Source organism: Vibrio cidicii (genome assembly GCF_009665415.1).
Taxonomy (GTDB): domain Bacteria; phylum Pseudomonadota; class Gammaproteobacteria; order Enterobacterales; family Vibrionaceae; genus Vibrio; species Vibrio cidicii.
In genome coordinates this window covers 1,844,925-1,861,365 of record NZ_CP035921.1, presented here as the reverse complement: position 1 = coordinate 1,861,365, position 16,441 = coordinate 1,844,925, and the positions used below count along the sequence as shown (strand labels likewise).

Genomic DNA, 16,441 nt, shown 5'->3' with positions numbered 1-16,441 from the left:
GCAAGCTTATGCTGAACAAAGCGGCCACCCAATGCAATCAGAGTAATATTCTACAGACAATCGTTTTCCAAGGTAAATTCACCCACTAAACGATCATCAGCAACATATGGCGTTACTGGTTAAGAAAAACACAAAATACACTGTTTTATTGAAATTATTCGTTATCGAGTACGATTTTTATAGACAATCCTCTCGATAAAAACACTCTCTTATAAAATTTTACATATTTTTTACAGCCAACACCCCGCCAATCTCACTGGTTTGACTTCTAAAATCCACATCATGTATATCTTTCGCGCAACGTTAACGAAATATTAACGTCACATTGGGTCATTTTTAGACCAAAAAACATAGGAAATAATGAAAACGGAGCAACAAGGATGTACAAAAACACAACAGCCTTATCGGTTGCGATCAGTCTTGCCTTAGGAACAGCCTCGCTGTCACCACTCGCTTTCGCAGAAGAGCAGCAAGTTGAGCAACTACAGAAGATGAAAGTCACGGGTTCGCGGATCTCAACCACGCAGATGGAAGGTCCGTCACCTGTCACTGTCATTACCAGTAAGGATATTGCGGCGAAAGGATTTAACAGCGCGCAAGATATCCTCAACAGCTTGACGCAAAACACAGGTGGCGCGTTGGCGCAAACCAACTCCTTCTCCTTCACCCCAGCAGCCCAATCGGTCAACCTGCGTGGTCTAGGTGCCTCTCGCACACTGATCCTGATTGACGGTCGCCGTATGCCGCAGTATCCACTGGCAGAGAACGGTGTATCCAACTTCCAAGACATCGGTCAGATCCCGATTGCGGCGATTGAACGTGTCGAAGTGATGACCGACTCCGGTTCAGCGATCTACGGATCGGATGCGATTGGTGGGGTGGTCAACTTCATCATGAAGAAAGACTTTGACGGCGTATCAGTCAAAGCGCGTTACGGTGATGCCACCGAAGGCGGCTACCAAAATGGTCGTTTGGATATCGTTGCGGGTAAAGACATGGACGACACGCGCGTTCTGTTTGTCGCCCAGTTAGCCAGCAACGAAATGCTGATGCAAAAAGATCGCAGCTGGGCTGGTGACGACGGTTCCGATCGCTCGGCATTCAGTGCTTACTCGAGCTACGGCGCTAACTTCTACCCGAAAGACGGCTCTGCCACGATGACCCCCGCCGATATCGGCAAATCGTGTAAAGAAGTGGTCGGTGATGCGGCCGTGGAACTGTCTCGTGGCCGTTGTGGCGTCAACCGCTCGGCATACCGTACATTGAAGCCAGAAAACAAGCAGGCTGATCTGTTGTTGCGCGGTGAAAAAGATATCGACGATAACTTAACCGCCATGGCGGAAGCGCGTTTTAGCTACAAATCCACCGAGTCACTCTTCGAGCCCAACCCTTACTCGGTTGAAGTGGACGCGACACACACTGTTAATGGTGTGAACCGCGGCGAAGGTGAATACACTCGTCGTTTGGTCGAATTTGGCCCACGTGAGAGCAATACCGAAGCGACCGCATTTGGTGTAACGGCGGGTCTGACTGGCCTACTTGCTGACGCCTACGACTGGGAACTGTACGCCAGCTTCTCACAGCAAAACGTCGACACCGACAACCCAGCGGTATACACCACCATGGATCAAGCGGTGCAAAACGGCGAAATCGACCTGCTGGACACCATCTCAGCGGAAAACGTCGCCAAGTATACGGGTACGTCAAGCAAAGAAGCGTACTCCAAACTGTACTCGATCAATGGCTCCATCGCGGGCGAACTGTTTGAAATGCCAGCGGGCATGTCCGGTTTCTCCGTCTACGGCGAGTGGAATCGCACCGACTACAACGAGAAAACCGATGCTGTGACTGCCGCAGGTGGCTTCTCTGGCCTTGGCGGCACTTCTGGCGGCGGCGAACGTGACCAAATTGGTCTTGGCGCTGAGCTGCTGATCCCGATTTTAGAAGAGTTAGAACTGACTGTGGCTGGCCGTTACGACCACTACTTTGATGATTCCGCCACTGGCGGTGCGTTCACGCCGAAAGTCTCACTGGCGTATCGTCCAACCGACACCTTACTGCTACGTGGTAGCTACGGTTTAGGTTTCCGCGCGCCTGACTTAAAACGTCTGTTTGGTGATGAGACGCGTGGCTTTGGCTCTGGTTTTGACCCAGTACTGTGTGCTTCTGTTGGCGGCACTGGCCCAGATGAGAATATTCCAGAATGTTCGACTCAACACTTTGATACGGTCAACGGTCCAAACTCCGAGCTAAAAGAAGAAACCAGCACCAACATCAACCTTGGTTTGGCGTGGGAGCCTGTTGACGATCTTGGTCTAACCGTCGACTGGTATCACATCAAGATGGAAGACGTGGTTGAAGCGCCGAGCTATCAAGACGTGATCAACGACCCGAGCAAGTACCCTGGTACGCAGGTGATCCGCAATCCAGACGGCACGATTGATAAAGTAATCTACGGCCCGGTCAACCAAGCGTTTGAAACCCGTTCAGGTATCGACGTATCGGTCAGCTACGCTTACGACACCAACGACATGGGTTCTTTCTCAAGCAAAGTCTCGGTTACCAAGCTGCTCAAAGCGGAATACCAAGAGAGCAGTTCAGAGCCTGTCAAAGACGAGATGGAGTACATGCCAGAATACACCGCGACCTTGAACCTAGGCTGGGCGTATCAAGATGTCAACGTCAACCTGTTTGGTAAGTATCGTGACAAGATGTGTTCAAGCTTTGCCAACGATTACTACTTCGAAAGCTGTGATGCCGCCAAAAAAGCGGGCTACGAAACCAAGATTTCGAGCATGACCACTTGGAACCTGACCACCTCGTATCAGTTTAACGAAAGTGGTCGTGTGACACTGGGCATCATCAACCTATTCGACAAAGAACCGCCAAAGGATCCATTGAGCGATACTTCACCGTTTTACGCGGATGAGTACGATGATCCGATTGGCCGCCAAGTCTACGTAGAAGCATCTTACGACTTCTAACCAGACTCACCCATTTGGCGCGGGAGTTTCCCGCGCCCTTTTCGACTGACAAAACACGAAAGGATGCAACCATGACGTTAAAGGAATTTGGCGTAAGTGCACTCACCGCCGCGATGCTGACCATAAGTGGCAGCGCGTTGGCCGCTGACTCAGGCAGCGTAATTTCCACCCAAGCGGGTAGCAACAAAGCCGCACAAGCCTCACAACAAAAAATCGACGGCTACGCTGACAACACCGAAGCGATGCTGGCAGAGTACAAAGCCATCATGCGCCAAGTCGACAGCATGAAAGTCTACAACGAGCAGATCAACCGTATGGTTCAGTCGCAACAGAGCGAACTGGACTCACTCAATCGACAGATCGCCCAGATAGATCAGACCGCGATGGAAGTGGTGCCTCTGACACTCAAGATGATCGACGCACTGGACGATTTCGTTACGCTTGATCTGCCTTTCCAAAGCAAAGAGCGTCGCAAGCGCATCAATGAATTGCGCGATTTAATGGACCGCGCCGACGTCACCACCTCGGAAAAATTCCGTAAAGTGATGGAAGCCTACCAAATAGAAGAGGGCTTCTCGCGCTCAATTGAATCTTACAAAGCCAGCCTTGATCGCGGCGGCGAAGTGGTGACTTACGACTTCCTACGCATCGGCCGCACTGCGCTTTTGTTCCAATCTCCAGACGGCATTGAAACTGGCATGTGGAACCAACAGACCCGCCAATGGGAACAACTGCCGGAAAGCTACCGCCTTGCGGTTCAGCAAGGGATCCGTATTGCTAAGAAACAGGCGCCACCGTCACTGATCAAACTGCCTGTCTACGCTGGGGAGAATAAATAATGAAAGGATTCAAAACCGTCGCCGCGGCCCTACTGGCAAGCCTACTCATGGCAGGAGCTGCGCACGCTGACAGCGCCAAATCACTCAACGATCTGCTCAAAGAGGTGAAATCGGAAAGCATCGTTGAATCGAAAGAGAACAAAGCGCGCGAGCAAGCTTTTCTTGCCGATCGCAACCAACAAGCCGAGTTGCTCAAGCAAGCTAAAGCGCAGCTCAAAGCCGAAACGGCGCTGGGCGAACAGCTCAAAGTCACTTTTGACAACAACGACAAAAAACTCACTGAACTGAGCGAAACGCTGCGTCAGCGCTCAGGCACACTGGGTGAAATGTTTGGCGTGGTGCGCCAATACGCGGGTGAATTCAAGGGGCTGTTTAATGCCTCGCAAAACGCGGTGCAGTTTCCTGCGCGCGACGCTTTGCTGACCAAGCTGGCTGAAAGTAAAGAGTTACCTTCCACCGAGGAGCTCGAAGCCTTCTGGCACACTATGCTGCAACAGATCATCATATCCGGTGAAACCTCAACCACCCCGGCAACCGTGGTGTATGGCGAAGGTAACGAAGCAGTGCGTGATGTTACTTTGGTCGGCGAGTTTAACGCGATTGCCGATGGAAAATACGTTACCTACGTGCCGCAAACCGGCAAATTCGAAGAGCTCTCTCGTCAGCCTGGTGCCAACATCACCGGTTTGGTAGCTGGTTTTGAGCAAGCCTCAACCAGCTACGAGCCACTGTTTATTGACCCATCACGCGGCGTGATCCTTTCACTTTTGGTACAAAGCCCAACCGTGCAAGAGCGCATTGATCAAGGCGGCATCGTCGGTTACGTGATTCTCGGCATGGGCTTGATTGGCGCTCTCATCGCCCTCTTCTCTTACCTGCGCCTGTTGGTATTGGGTGGCAAAATGCGTCGCCAAGCGAAATCGGATGCGGTGATCCCGGGCAACCCGCTCGGTGAAGTGATCCAAGCATACCAAGAACACCAAGGGGATAACCTCGAGGATCTGGAAGCCAAGCTAGACGAAATCATATTGCGCAACGCACCACGAATCGAACGCTTTATCGGCTCCATCAAGCTGTTCGCTTCCGTCGCGCCGCTGCTTGGCCTACTGGGTACCGTCATGGGCATGATCGGCACTTTCCAAGCCATCACACTGTTTGGTACTGGCGATCCAAAACTGATGGCAGGCGGCATTTCCGAAGCGCTGGTCACCACCATGCTTGGTCTGGTTGTCGCCATTCCACTGCTGTTCCTCTACACCTTGGTACACAGCAAAGGGCGTCGTCTGGTACAGATGCTGGAAGAGCAAAGCGCTGGCTTCATCGCACGCTATCAGGAAAGACTGCACGCGGCACAGCGCTAAGGAGGCGCCATGTGGTGGTTAATTGAAGAGTTAGACTCCATCAGACGATTTTTAGGCATGGGTGGCGATGTATTGGTCGCTATCTTTGTCCTCAGTTTCATGCTGTGGGTCGTGCTGCTTGAGCGTTGGTTTTATTTTGTTGCCGTGGCTCCACGGGCGATGAAAAAAGCCGTCGCTATCTGGTCAGGACGCGAAGACCACAAAAGCTGGAACGCCAAAATGATCCGTCAGGAGATTGTCTCCAAACAGGACATCGAAAACAAAAAAGGGCTGCCGATCATCAAAGTGCTGATCGCCCTCTGTCCACTACTTGGCCTGCTTGGCACTGTGGTGGGCATGATTCAGGTTTTCGACATTTTGGCCATCGTCGGTACAGGAAGCCCTCGTGCTATGGCATCGGGGATCTCAAAGGCAACCATTCCAACCCTTGCGGGCATGGTGGCGTCGTTATCCGGACTGTTTTTCAGTACGCGTCTGGATCACTTAGCCAAAGTCACCACGCAAAAGTTGGAAGATAAGCTCAAACATATTGCCTAGTGCAGGGTCGCCATGGCCGCGAGCAACGCGCGATGGCACCTGTGCTCATAAACGGAATTAGAGGTATAGGTCATGAAAAGACGCTATAGCAACGACAACAGCGATGAAATGGCGATCGATATGACGCCGATGCTCGACATCGTTTTCATCATGTTGATCTTCTTTATTGTTACGACATCCTTTGTTAAAGAGGCGGGGATTGATGTGAATCGTCCCAGCGCCAACTCAGCGCAAACAGTCAAAAAAGGCAACATCATGGTCGCGGTCGGCGCGGCGGGCGATGTCTGGATTGACAAACGTCGCGTTGAAGTCGATGCGGTGCGCGCCAACGTTGAACGTCTGCGTGCCGAAAGCCCAGATGGCGCGGTAGTCATCCAAGCGGATGAAGAAGCCAACGCTGGCGTGGTGGTGAAAGTGATGGACCAGATAAGAATGGCCGGTGTGGCAAACATCTCGATTGCTGCGACCAACAAGGATTAAGCCTATGCGTTATCTGGCCTCCATTGCACTGGCGCTCGTTGTCTCCCTCGGACTCTTCTGGGGGATGGACAAGCTGGTAAATAAAGAGCGCCACGAGCTGGCGTCGAATGACGATCTGCGCATGGTCGATTTCATTCGCGTCAAACCCGAAGAAAAAGTACAGGAGAAAAAGCGCGAACTGCCGAAACCGCCACCACCAAAACGCCCGCCGCCACCGCCAGAAATGAAGGTGACGTCGACAGTCAAGCCGGTGATGGAACAGATCCCGATGGATATGCCCAAACTTGACCTTCCAGTGAACGTCACTGGCGGTTCGATTCTCGGCCACTATTCACAAGGAGGCGGTTCGCAAATCGCGGGCAACAGCGGCCCAGTACCTAGAGCGACCTTCCAACCGCAAATGCCGCGTAAAGCCGCCAAAGCGGGCTTGGAAAAAGGCAAGGTATTGCTGGAATTCACCGTCAACGAACATGGCGCAGTGGAAGACATCAAGATCCTCGAAGAAGATCCACGCCGTCTCGATTTAGGCAAAGAGGCACGTAAAACCGTCGCTAAATGGACCTTCACGCCGAAAATGGTCGATGGCAAAGCCGTTAGCTCGCGCATGGCGCAAGAGATCGAGTTCTCAATCAACTAAGGAGTCCACCATGATGAAATCCTTCACCAGTGTGCTGGCTTCTGTGACCTTAGTGGCGGGTGCAGCGCTTGCACCCGCTCAGGCAAAAGAAGCGCCGCAGCTGACCGACCGCACCTTCCGCATTGTCAATAAAGTGCAGGAGCTGATCGCCACTGAAAAATACCCAGCGGCATTGGAAAAGCTCACCGACACGCTAGAGGGCACCACCAAGCAGTACGACCGCGCGGTACTATTGCAACAAACCGGCTTTTTGTACTCACTGCAAAGTGATTACAGCAACGCGGCGAAATATTTTGCTGAGTCGCTTAAGCTTGATGCCTTGCCCGTGCCCGTGGCGCAGCAAGTGCGCTACAGCTTAGCCCAGTTGTATTTAGCCGAGGATAAGTACGCGCAATCGGTCGAGACAATGAAAACATGGTTTGAGATCGGTAAAACCAGCGAAGAAAAACCGCAAGCACACGCTTACATCACCTTAGCCAGTGCCTATGTGCAGATGGACGACTACAAAAACGCCATCGCACCGCTCAAACAAGCGATCAGCATGAGCAAAAACCCGAGCGAGACTTGGTACATGCTGCTGATGGCCTCGTATCACGAGCTGGGGCAACTGAACGAGGTCGCGGCGGTGCTCAAAACCTTAACCACCCTCTATCCGCAGAAAAAGCGTTACTGGATGCAACTCTCCGGCACCTACCAAGAGTTGAATCAAGATCGCAATGCGTTGGCCGCGTTGGAAATGGCCTACAAACAAGGCTTGTTTGAAGAAGAGAAAGAGTACCTGCGCTTGGTGAACTTTCTCGCCTATCAAAACATCCCTTATCGCGCCGCCAAAGTGCTGCAAAGCGAGATTGAGAAAGGCAACATCACCCGCAATCAGGAAAACCTCGATCGCCTAGCCAGCTTCTGGCAACAAGCGAAAGAGCTGGAGAAAGCGATCAGCGCGTATCAAGAGGCGTATGCGCTCGCGCCAACGGCCAGCAGCCAGATCCGCATTGCGCGCCTGATGTTGCAAAACAAACAGTACGCCAGCATTACCGAGTTTACTCAGCAACCTGCCGCCGATGCCAAAGCGGAGCAGAAAGCGGAACTCGATTATGTGCGCGGCATGGCCTACTTCGAAATGAACGACGCGCTTAATGCGCTGCGCTCAATGAAAAGTGCCGCCGAGTCAGAAAAGATGCGCCAAGTGGTTAGCCCTTGGATCACTTATTTGGCCAGCCAAGGATAACTTGAATGCCCGGCCCAAGCCTTGCGGCGAAGGCCGAGTATTGAGGTTTAGTGTGAGTCAGTCGCACGTCTGGGGAAGCTTGTCTTCCCCTTTTTTCTCCCGGCGGAGCGCTTTTCGTGCACAATCAGGCGCACCAATATCAACTGGCAACCGATAGCGGATCGTGATACTCTTCGCCTCCATTTTTCTGGCCTAAAAGTAACCAATCGGTCACATTGCTAGGCTGGTGCTATCTTTATTAATAGCCGATTTTCCCGATCAGCTTTCAATCCAACCAAATGTGGACCAAAACAGATGGGTAAAGGTACTCTTTATATCGTTTCCGCCCCAAGCGGCGCAGGTAAATCAAGCTTAATCTCCGCGATGTTGGAAAAGAACCCAACCTACGCGATGAAAGTCTCGGTCTCGCACACTACGCGTGGCATGCGCCCGGGCGAGCAGGATGGCGTGCACTACCATTTTGTGGAAAAAGAGCACTTTGAAGCGCTGATCGAACAAGGGGAATTTCTGGAATACGCCGAAGTGTTTGGTAACTACTATGGTACCTCTCGCGTTTGGATCGAACGCACACTCGACAAAGGCATCGACGTTTTCCTCGACATCGACTGGCAAGGCGCACGACAAATTCGCACCCAAATGCCAGCGGCGAAAAGCATCTTTATTCTGCCGCCCTCTAACGGTGAGCTGGAAAGACGCTTAAATACGCGCGGCCAAGACAGCGAAGCGGTGATCGCCAAACGCATGGCTGAGGCGAAATCGGAAATTTCCCACTACAACGAATACGACTATTTGATCGTCAACGATGATTTCGATACTGCTTTGGTGGATTTTAAAGCCATCCTCCGGGCAGAAAGATTGAAGCAAGACAAACAAGCTGCTAAATATAGCGGTATGCTTGAAGCGCTTTTAGCGGAATAAGCCCCCGACCTTAGTGTTCAGGAGCGCCCACACGGGTAGAAACTGGACACTAGGAACGGAGAGCTTGTATACTTTCTCGTCATTCAAAATTTAGTTAACTAATCTGGAGTTCTCATGGCACGCGTAACTGTTCAAGACGCTGTTGAAAAAGTTGGCAACCGTTTCGACCTAGTTCTGATTGCGGCTCGCCGCGCTCGTCAAATACAAACTGGCGGTAAAGATTCACTGGTGCCGGAAGAGAATGATAAAACCACCGTTATCGCCCTGCGCGAAATCGAAGAAGGTCTTATCACAAAAGAAGTTCTCGATGCCCGCGAGCGTCAAGAACAGCAAGAACAAGAAGCAGCAGAATTGGCGGCAGTTAGCAGCATCGCTCACAACCGTTAATTCCGCGTTTAGCAACACACAACCTTCCGGGCCCATAATTTGTATCTATTCGATAGCCTCAAAGACGTTGCCCAAGAATACCTTACAGAGCCTCAAATCGAGGCTCTGCGTCAATCTTATGTGGTAGCGAGAGATGCCCATGAAGGGCAAACCCGCTCTAGCGGTGAACCTTATATCATCCACCCCGTCGCTGTGGCGCGAATTTTGGCCGAAATGCGTCTGGATCTCGAAACATTGCAAGCGGCGCTGCTGCACGATGTGATCGAAGATTGCGATGTCAGCAAAGAAGATCTTGAAGCCAAATTTGGCCAAGCCGTGGCCGAGCTGGTGGATGGGGTTTCTAAGCTGGATAAGCTTAAATTTCGTGATCGCAAAGAGGCTCAAGCCGAGAACTTTCGCAAAATGGTCCTGGCCATGGTGCAGGATATCCGCGTCATTCTGATCAAACTGGCTGACCGCACCCACAATATGCGCACACTTGGCGCTCTGCGCCCAGACAAAAAACGTCGTATTGCTCGGGAAACACTGGAAATCTACGCCCCGCTGGCCCACCGATTGGGTATTCACAACATTAAAACCGAGCTGGAAGAGCTGGGTTTTGAAGCCTTGTACCCGAACCGCTATCGCGTCTTGAAAGAAGTGGTGAAATCGGCTCGTGGCAACCGTAAAGAGATGATCCAACGCATTCATAGCGAGATTGAAGGCCGCCTGCAAGATGTCGGGCTCAATGCGCGTGTGCTTGGTCGTGAGAAGAATCTGTTCTCCATCTACAACAAGATGAAAACCAAAGAGCAGCGCTTTCACACCATCATGGACATCTACGCGTTTCGCGTGGTGGTCGACACCGCCGACACCTGTTACCGCGTGCTCGGCCAAGTGCATAGCCTGTACAAGCCCCGCCCGGGACGGATGAAAGATTACATCGCCGTTCCCAAAGCCAACGGCTATCAGTCGCTACACACCTCCATGGTCGGTCCGCACGGTGTGCCCGTCGAAGTGCAAATCCGCACCGAAGACATGGATCAAATGGCGGATAAAGGGGTCGCGGCGCATTGGTCTTACAAAGGCAACGGCGATCGCACTGGCACCACCGCACAAGTCAAAGCGCAGCGCTGGATGCAAAGCCTACTTGAGCTGCAGCAAAGCGCGGGCAACTCCTTCGAATTTATCGAAAACGTCAAATCGGATCTTTTCCCGGATGAGATTTACGTCTTTACGCCGAAAGGTCGCATCGTCGAACTGCCAGTAGGCGCTACCGCGGTGGACTTCGCCTATGCCGTGCACACCGATGTCGGCAACACCTGCGTTGGCGCACGCGTCGATCGCAATCCGTACCCGCTGAGCAAAGCACTGAAAAACGGCCAGACGATCGAGATCATCAGTGCGCCAGGGGCAAGACCCAACGCCGCTTGGCTCAACTATGTGGTGACTTCCCGTGCTCGCACTAAGATTCGCCAAGTGCTGAAAACCATGCGCCGTGAAGAGTCGATCACCTTAGGTCGCCGCTTGCTCAATCACGCTTTGGGTGAGCACTCACTCAGTGACATCAGCCCGGAAAATATGGAGCACGTGTTGAGCGATCTGAAAATCGCCTCTCTCGACGACTTGCTGGCCGCGATTGGCCTTGGCGAGCGCATGAGCATCGTGATTGCCCGCCGCCTACTGGGGGATGCCGAAGAGCTGACCGAAGTCGCGACGCCGGAAGGCAAGCCGAAGAAAAAGCTACCGATCCGTGGGTCGGAAGGGTTATTGCTGACCTTCGCCAACTGTTGTCACCCGATCCCGGACGATTCGATCATCGCCCATGTCTCACCGGGGCGTGGTTTGGTGGTGCACCGCGAGACGTGTCCAAACGTACGCGGCTATCAACGCGAGCCGGATAAGTACATGGCGGTCGCTTGGTCCGAGGATTACGATCAAGAGTTCATCGCCGAGCTGAAAGTGGACATGCAAAACCACCAAGGCGCGTTGGCCGAGCTGACCAATGTGATCTCGAAAACCGGTTCCAACATTCATGGCCTCTCGACCGAAGAGCGCGATGGCCGTTTGTACACCGTGACCGTATTGCTGACCACCAAAGATCGCGTCCACTTAGCTGGAATTATGAAGAAAATCCGCGTGATGCCTTCATGTTCGCGAGTGCGTCGAAGAAAGAACTGATCGACAAAGCGGCTCAACTCATAGCCCTTGAAATCCCGGTTTCAAGGGCTTTTTATTTAATCCAACCATCGTCTATCGCATGAATTTAGAACGCTACCAAAAAATCCAGCAGGTGCTCAAAGCGCGCCAAACCGACCTCACCCTCTGCCTTGAAGAAGTACACAAACCCAATAACGTCTCGGCGATTATCCGCTCGGCCGATGCCACTGGCCTGCACAAAGTGCACGCGGTGTGGCCAACCGAACAGATGAAAACGCTGAAAAATACCTCGGCAGGCGCGCGCAACTGGATCGAAGTCGATACCCACGACTCCATCGCCGACGCCGTTGGCGAACTGAAAGCGCAAGGCATGCAGGTGCTGGTGACTAATCTTTCCGAAACAGCAGTGGATTTTCGCCAAATCGACTACACCAAACCAACCGCGATTATTCTTGGCAGCGAAAAAATCGGCGTGTCCGAGCAAGCCAAAGCACTCGCCGATCAAGACATCATCATCCCGATGGTTGGTATGGTGCAATCGCTCAACGTGTCGGTGGCGTGCGCAGTCATCCTGTATGAAGTGCAGCGCCAACGCGAAGCCGCTGGAATGTATCAGCGCGAGACCAGCAGCATCGATGCACAGACGATCAACCGCATCCTGTTTGAACGCGGCCATCCGGTGCTGGCGAAAGTCGCCAAACGCAAAGGGCTCGCTTATCCAGCACTTGATGATACAGGCCAAATCGTCGCCGATGAGCAGTGGTGGGCCGAGATGCAAAGAAAGTAGGCGTTTTCTAGTTTTCTAGATTCCTAGCTCCCTAGTTTTCTAGTTACCTAGTTTCCTAGTTTCCTAGATTCCTAGATTCCTAGTTTCCTAGCTTACTAGTTCCCTAGTTTCCTAGATTCCTAGATTCCTAGATTCCTAGTTTCCTAGCTTACTAGTTCCCTAGCTTACTAGTTCCCTAGCTTCCTAGATTCCTAGCTTCCTAGATTCCTAGATTCCTAGATTCCTAGATTCCTAGATTCCTAGATTCCTAGATTCCTAGTTTCCTAGATTCCTAGTTTCCTAGTTTCCTAGCTTCCTAGTTTCCTAGATTCCTAGACTCCTAGGCTCCTAGGCTCCTAGACTCCTAGATTCCTAGTTTCTAAAGCATATTTTCCCTGTACAAAAACACAGCCAGATGGTTAACATAACGCTATGTTTATCATTGCCTTGAGGCCGTTATGTCTGCGCAACTGTTATCTGCCATCCCACTAACCTCACTCAGCGGCGTGGGTGCGAAAGTGGCGGAAAAACTGGAGAAAGTCGGTTTGCGCACGGTGCAGGATCTGCTGTTTCACCTGCCGCTGCGCTATGAAGATCGCACCCGTATTTACCCGATCGTCAAACTGCACGCCGGGCTGTGGGCGGCGGTACAAGGCAAAGTAATGCAGGTCGATACCCTGTTTGGCAAACGCAAAATGCTCACGGTGAAAATCAGCGATGGAAATGGCACCATCACCCTGCGCTTTTTTAACTTCACCGCGGCGATGAAAAACAACTTTAGTGACGGTAAGTTAGTGCACGCTTATGGCGAGGTAAAGCGCGGCAATATGGGGCTGGAAATTGTTCATCCCGATTACAAATTTTCCGCCCCCGCACAAAAACCCGATGTAGAACAGAGCCTCACGCCCGTTTACCCCACTACCGATGGCTTAAGGCAAATCACCTTACGTAATTTAACCGAGCAAGCGCTAGCGTTGCTCGACAAAAGCGCAGTCAGCGAACTGCTACCACCCGGTCTGTACGATCAGCAATTGACGCTCGGCCAAGCACTACACATCATCCATCGCCCGCCGCCATCGATCGACTTAGAGCAGTTTGATCAAGGGAAACATCCGGCGCAAATTCGCCTCATTATGGAAGAGCTACTGGCACAAAATCTCTCGATGCTGGCGGTGCGTAGTAAAGGGCAACAAGATGTCGCTCTGCCGCTCGCCCCGGTCGATAGGCTCAAAAACCAGTTGTTAGCGCAACTGCCTTTTTCACCGACTAAGGCACAAGCGCGGGTAGTGCGCGAAATTGAGGCGGACTTAGAGAAAAACCACCCAATGATGCGCTTAGTGCAAGGCGATGTCGGCTCAGGCAAAACCTTAGTCGCCGCGCTCGCCGCCGTGCGCGCTATTGAGCACGGCTACCAAGTCGCGCTGATGGCGCCGACCGAACTGCTCGCCGAGCAGCACGCCATCAACTTTGCCAACTGGTTTGCCGCTATGGGCATCCAAGTTGGCTGGTTGGCGGGCAAGCTCAAAGGCAAAGCCCGTGAAAGCGAGTTGGCGCGCATTGCCAGCGGTGAAGCGCAGATGGTGGTCGGCACGCATGCTTTATTCCAAGAACAAGTGGTGTTTCATCATCTTGCCTTAGTTATCATCGACGAGCAGCACCGTTTTGGTGTCCACCAGCGTTTGGAGCTGCGCGAAAAAGGCGCAAAGCAAGGGGCATATCCGCACCAGTTGATCATGACCGCGACCCCGATTCCGCGCACGCTCGCCATGACGGCTTACGCCGATTTGGAAACCTCGGTGATCGATGAGCTGCCGCCCGGACGCACACCGATCCAAACCGTGGCAATTCCTGACACCAAGCGCGACGACATCGTTGAACGCATTCGCCATGCCTGCCTCCAGGAAGGCAAACAGGCGTATTGGGTTTGTACTTTGATTGATGAATCGGAAGTGCTCGAAGCGCAAGCAGCGGCCGATACCGCCGAAGAGCTGCAACGAAAATTGCCCGAAGTGAAAATCGGCTTGGTGCATGGCCGGATGAAACCAGCCGACAAGCAAGCGGTAATGCACGCTTTTAAAAACAATGAGCTGCACCTGTTGGTCGCCACCACGGTCATTGAAGTTGGCGTCGACGTGCCCAACGCCAGCCTGATGATCATTGAAAACCCCGAGCGCCTTGGCTTGGCGCAGTTGCATCAGCTGCGCGGACGCGTTGGTCGAGGCTCGGTCGCCAGCCACTGCGTGCTGCTGTATCACGCGCCGCTGTCCAAAACCGCGCAAAAACGCCTTGCCGTGCTGCGCGAAAGCAACGATGGCTTTGTCATTGCCCAGCGCGACTTGGAAATTCGCGGCCCCGGTGAGCTGCTTGGCACCAAGCAAACTGGCCTCGCCGAGTTTAAAATTGCCGATCTGGTGCGCGATCAACGGCTTATCCCAGAGGTGCAACGCGCCGCCCGCTTTATTCATCAGCAATATCCGCAAAATGCCGCCGCGATCATCGAGCGCTGGCTCGGTGAGCGCGACGTTTACGCCAAAGCCTAATCGTGCTTTGGCGTGCCTGCGTATTTGCCAACCACCAAGGCAAACGATTGCTTTTTAGAATAATCGCCCTATAATGCCGCTCAAAATTTGTGATCTCACACACCTCCAAACCGAACTGATTTCTGAGTAACAGCAATCACAGAACATGTGATCAGTTCCACTTAGCCTCCCATTCAGCGAGCGCTAAGCTTTTGATAAAATTAGGAAGCAAGATGACAACGCCACACAACACGTCTAAGCACGATTTAGTTTATCAACTCAATGACCGTCCACCACTGCCACAAACGCTATTCGCCGCCTTGCAACATTTACTGGCGATGTTCGTTGCGGTGATCACGCCGTCGCTGATTATTTGTCAGGCTCTTGGCGTCTCTGCCGAGCAGACCAACACCATCATCAGCATGTCGCTGTTTGCCTCTGGCCTCTCCTCTTTTATTCAAATCCGCACTTTTGGTCCGATTGGCTCGGGCTTACTCTCGGTACAAGGCACCAGCTTTAACTTCCTTGGCCCAATCATCGCGGCGGGCCTCTCTTTGAAAGCGGGCGGGGCGAATGTGGAAACCATGATGGCGGCGATTTTTGGCACCATTTTGGTTTCCTCCTTTGCGGAAATTTTACTATCACGCGTGTTGGAATACGCACGCCGCGTGATCACGCCATTGGTCTCGGGCATTGTGGTGACTCTGATTGGTTTAACCCTGATCCAAGTCGGTTTGGTGTCGATGGGCGGCGGCTATGCGGCGCTGGGCGATGGCACTTTTGGTAGCCTCGACAAACTGGCGCTGGCCGGCACCGTGCTCGGTTTGATTGTGCTGCTTAACCGCGCGAAAAACCCTTACATCCGCGTTGCATCGATCGTGATCGCGATGTTTGTCGGCTACTTGATGGCCTACGTTATGGGCATGGTCAACACCCATCAACAGGCAGAAACCGACCTGATTGCCCTGCCCATTCCGATGCAGTTTGGCCTGAGTTTTGACTGGTCACTGTTCATTCCTCTGGTGCTGATTTTCTTTATCACGGCACTGGAAGCGATCGGCGACATCACCGCCACCTCGGAAGTTTCTGGTGAGCCAGTCAAAGGCCCAGTGTACATGAAGCGCATCAAAGGCGGCGTACTGGCCGATGGCCTTAACTCGGCGCTGGCGGCGGTGTTTAACAGCTTCCCCAACTCGACGTTTAGCCAAAACAACGGCGTGATCTTGCTGACAGGCGTAGCCAGCCGTTATGTGGGTTATTTTATTGCCGGCATGTTGGTGCTGCTGGGGTTGTTTCCGGGCGTAGCCAGCTTTGTGCAGTTGATCCCTGAACCGGTTCTCGGCGGCGCGACCATTGTGATGTTCGGCACCATTGCCGCGGCTGGGGTGCGCATCATCTCTCGCGTCGACCTTGATCGCCGCGCAATCCTTATCATGGCGCTGTCGTTCTCGATGGGCTTGGGCATCGCGCAGAAACCGGAAATCCTGCAATTTATGCCGGACTTCATTAAGAGTATTTTCTCCTCAGGCGTCGCGGCGGGCGGTATCACTGCGATTGTGCTCAATCTGCTGCTACCAGAAAAACTACGCGACGAAGAGAGCGAGCAAGCACAAAACGCGACCCAAGCGCAGTAACCAAATCACGGT

The 16,441-nt window shown here is 52.7% G+C and carries 13 protein-coding genes; all 13 read left to right on the top strand.

Annotated elements, in window-relative coordinates:
* Positions 1 to 380: 380 nt before the first annotated feature.
* Complete coding sequence (locus EWA64_RS09500; RefSeq protein WP_061893594.1) at positions 381 to 2,984, top strand: TonB-dependent receptor; 2,604 nt, start codon at positions 381 to 383, stop codon at positions 2,982 to 2,984.
* 71 nt (positions 2,985 to 3,055) lie between these two features.
* The gene (locus EWA64_RS09495; RefSeq protein WP_061893593.1) at positions 3,056 to 3,823 is read left to right on the top strand and encodes a DUF3450 domain-containing protein; all 768 of its coding nucleotides are present in this window, start codon (positions 3,056 to 3,058) and stop codon (positions 3,821 to 3,823) included.
* Positions 3,823 to 5,184: a MotA/TolQ/ExbB proton channel family protein gene (locus EWA64_RS09490; RefSeq protein WP_061893592.1), complete on the top strand. Its 1,362-nt coding sequence runs from the start codon at positions 3,823 to 3,825 to the stop codon at positions 5,182 to 5,184. Before EWA64_RS09495 ends, EWA64_RS09490 begins: the two co-directional genes overlap by 1 nt.
* Positions 5,185 to 5,193: 9 nt before the next feature.
* The gene (locus EWA64_RS09485; protein ID WP_039422709.1) at positions 5,194 to 5,721 is read left to right on the top strand and encodes a MotA/TolQ/ExbB proton channel family protein; all 528 of its coding nucleotides are present in this window, start codon (positions 5,194 to 5,196) and stop codon (positions 5,719 to 5,721) included.
* 72 nt (positions 5,722 to 5,793) lie between these two features.
* Positions 5,794 to 6,201: an ExbD/TolR family protein gene (locus EWA64_RS09480; protein WP_039422707.1), complete on the top strand. Its 408-nt coding sequence runs from the start codon at positions 5,794 to 5,796 to the stop codon at positions 6,199 to 6,201.
* A gap of 4 nt (positions 6,202 to 6,205) precedes the next feature.
* Entirely contained in the window at positions 6,206 to 6,838 is a 633-nt protein-coding gene (locus tag EWA64_RS09475; RefSeq protein ID WP_039422706.1) for an energy transducer TonB, read from the top strand.
* A 13-nt stretch (positions 6,839 to 6,851) separates the two neighbouring features.
* Entirely contained in the window at positions 6,852 to 8,066 is a 1,215-nt protein-coding gene (locus EWA64_RS09470; protein ID WP_170320323.1) for a tetratricopeptide repeat protein, read from the top strand.
* Positions 8,067 to 8,360: 294 nt separating this feature from the next.
* Positions 8,361 to 8,984, top strand: coding sequence for a guanylate kinase (gmk, locus tag EWA64_RS09465; protein WP_061893590.1), 624 nt, complete (start codon positions 8,361 to 8,363; stop codon positions 8,982 to 8,984).
* Between the two features lie 114 nt (positions 8,985 to 9,098).
* A complete protein-coding gene (gene rpoZ, locus EWA64_RS09460) occupies positions 9,099 to 9,371 on the top strand; it encodes a DNA-directed RNA polymerase subunit omega (RefSeq protein WP_045572386.1) in 273 nt (90 codons plus the stop codon).
* A gap of 39 nt (positions 9,372 to 9,410) precedes the next feature.
* Positions 9,411 to 11,531 carry a bifunctional GTP diphosphokinase/guanosine-3',5'-bis pyrophosphate 3'-pyrophosphohydrolase gene (gene spoT, locus EWA64_RS09455; protein ID WP_061893589.1) on the top strand — a complete coding sequence of 707 codons (2,121 nt, stop codon included), beginning with the start codon at positions 9,411 to 9,413 and terminating at the stop codon, positions 11,529 to 11,531.
* 79 nt (positions 11,532 to 11,610) lie between these two features.
* Positions 11,611 to 12,297, top strand: a complete 687-nt coding sequence (gene trmH, locus EWA64_RS09450) for a tRNA (guanosine(18)-2'-O)-methyltransferase TrmH (protein ID WP_061893588.1) — start codon at positions 11,611 to 11,613, stop codon at positions 12,295 to 12,297.
* 437 nt (positions 12,298 to 12,734) lie between these two features.
* Positions 12,735 to 14,816, top strand: a complete 2,082-nt coding sequence (gene recG, locus EWA64_RS09445; RefSeq protein WP_061893587.1) for an ATP-dependent DNA helicase RecG — start codon at positions 12,735 to 12,737, stop codon at positions 14,814 to 14,816.
* Positions 14,817 to 15,028: 212 nt separating this feature from the next.
* Positions 15,029 to 16,429, top strand: a complete 1,401-nt coding sequence (locus tag EWA64_RS09440) for a uracil-xanthine permease family protein (RefSeq protein ID WP_061893586.1) — start codon at positions 15,029 to 15,031, stop codon at positions 16,427 to 16,429.
* Positions 16,430 to 16,441: the final 12 nt, after the last annotated feature.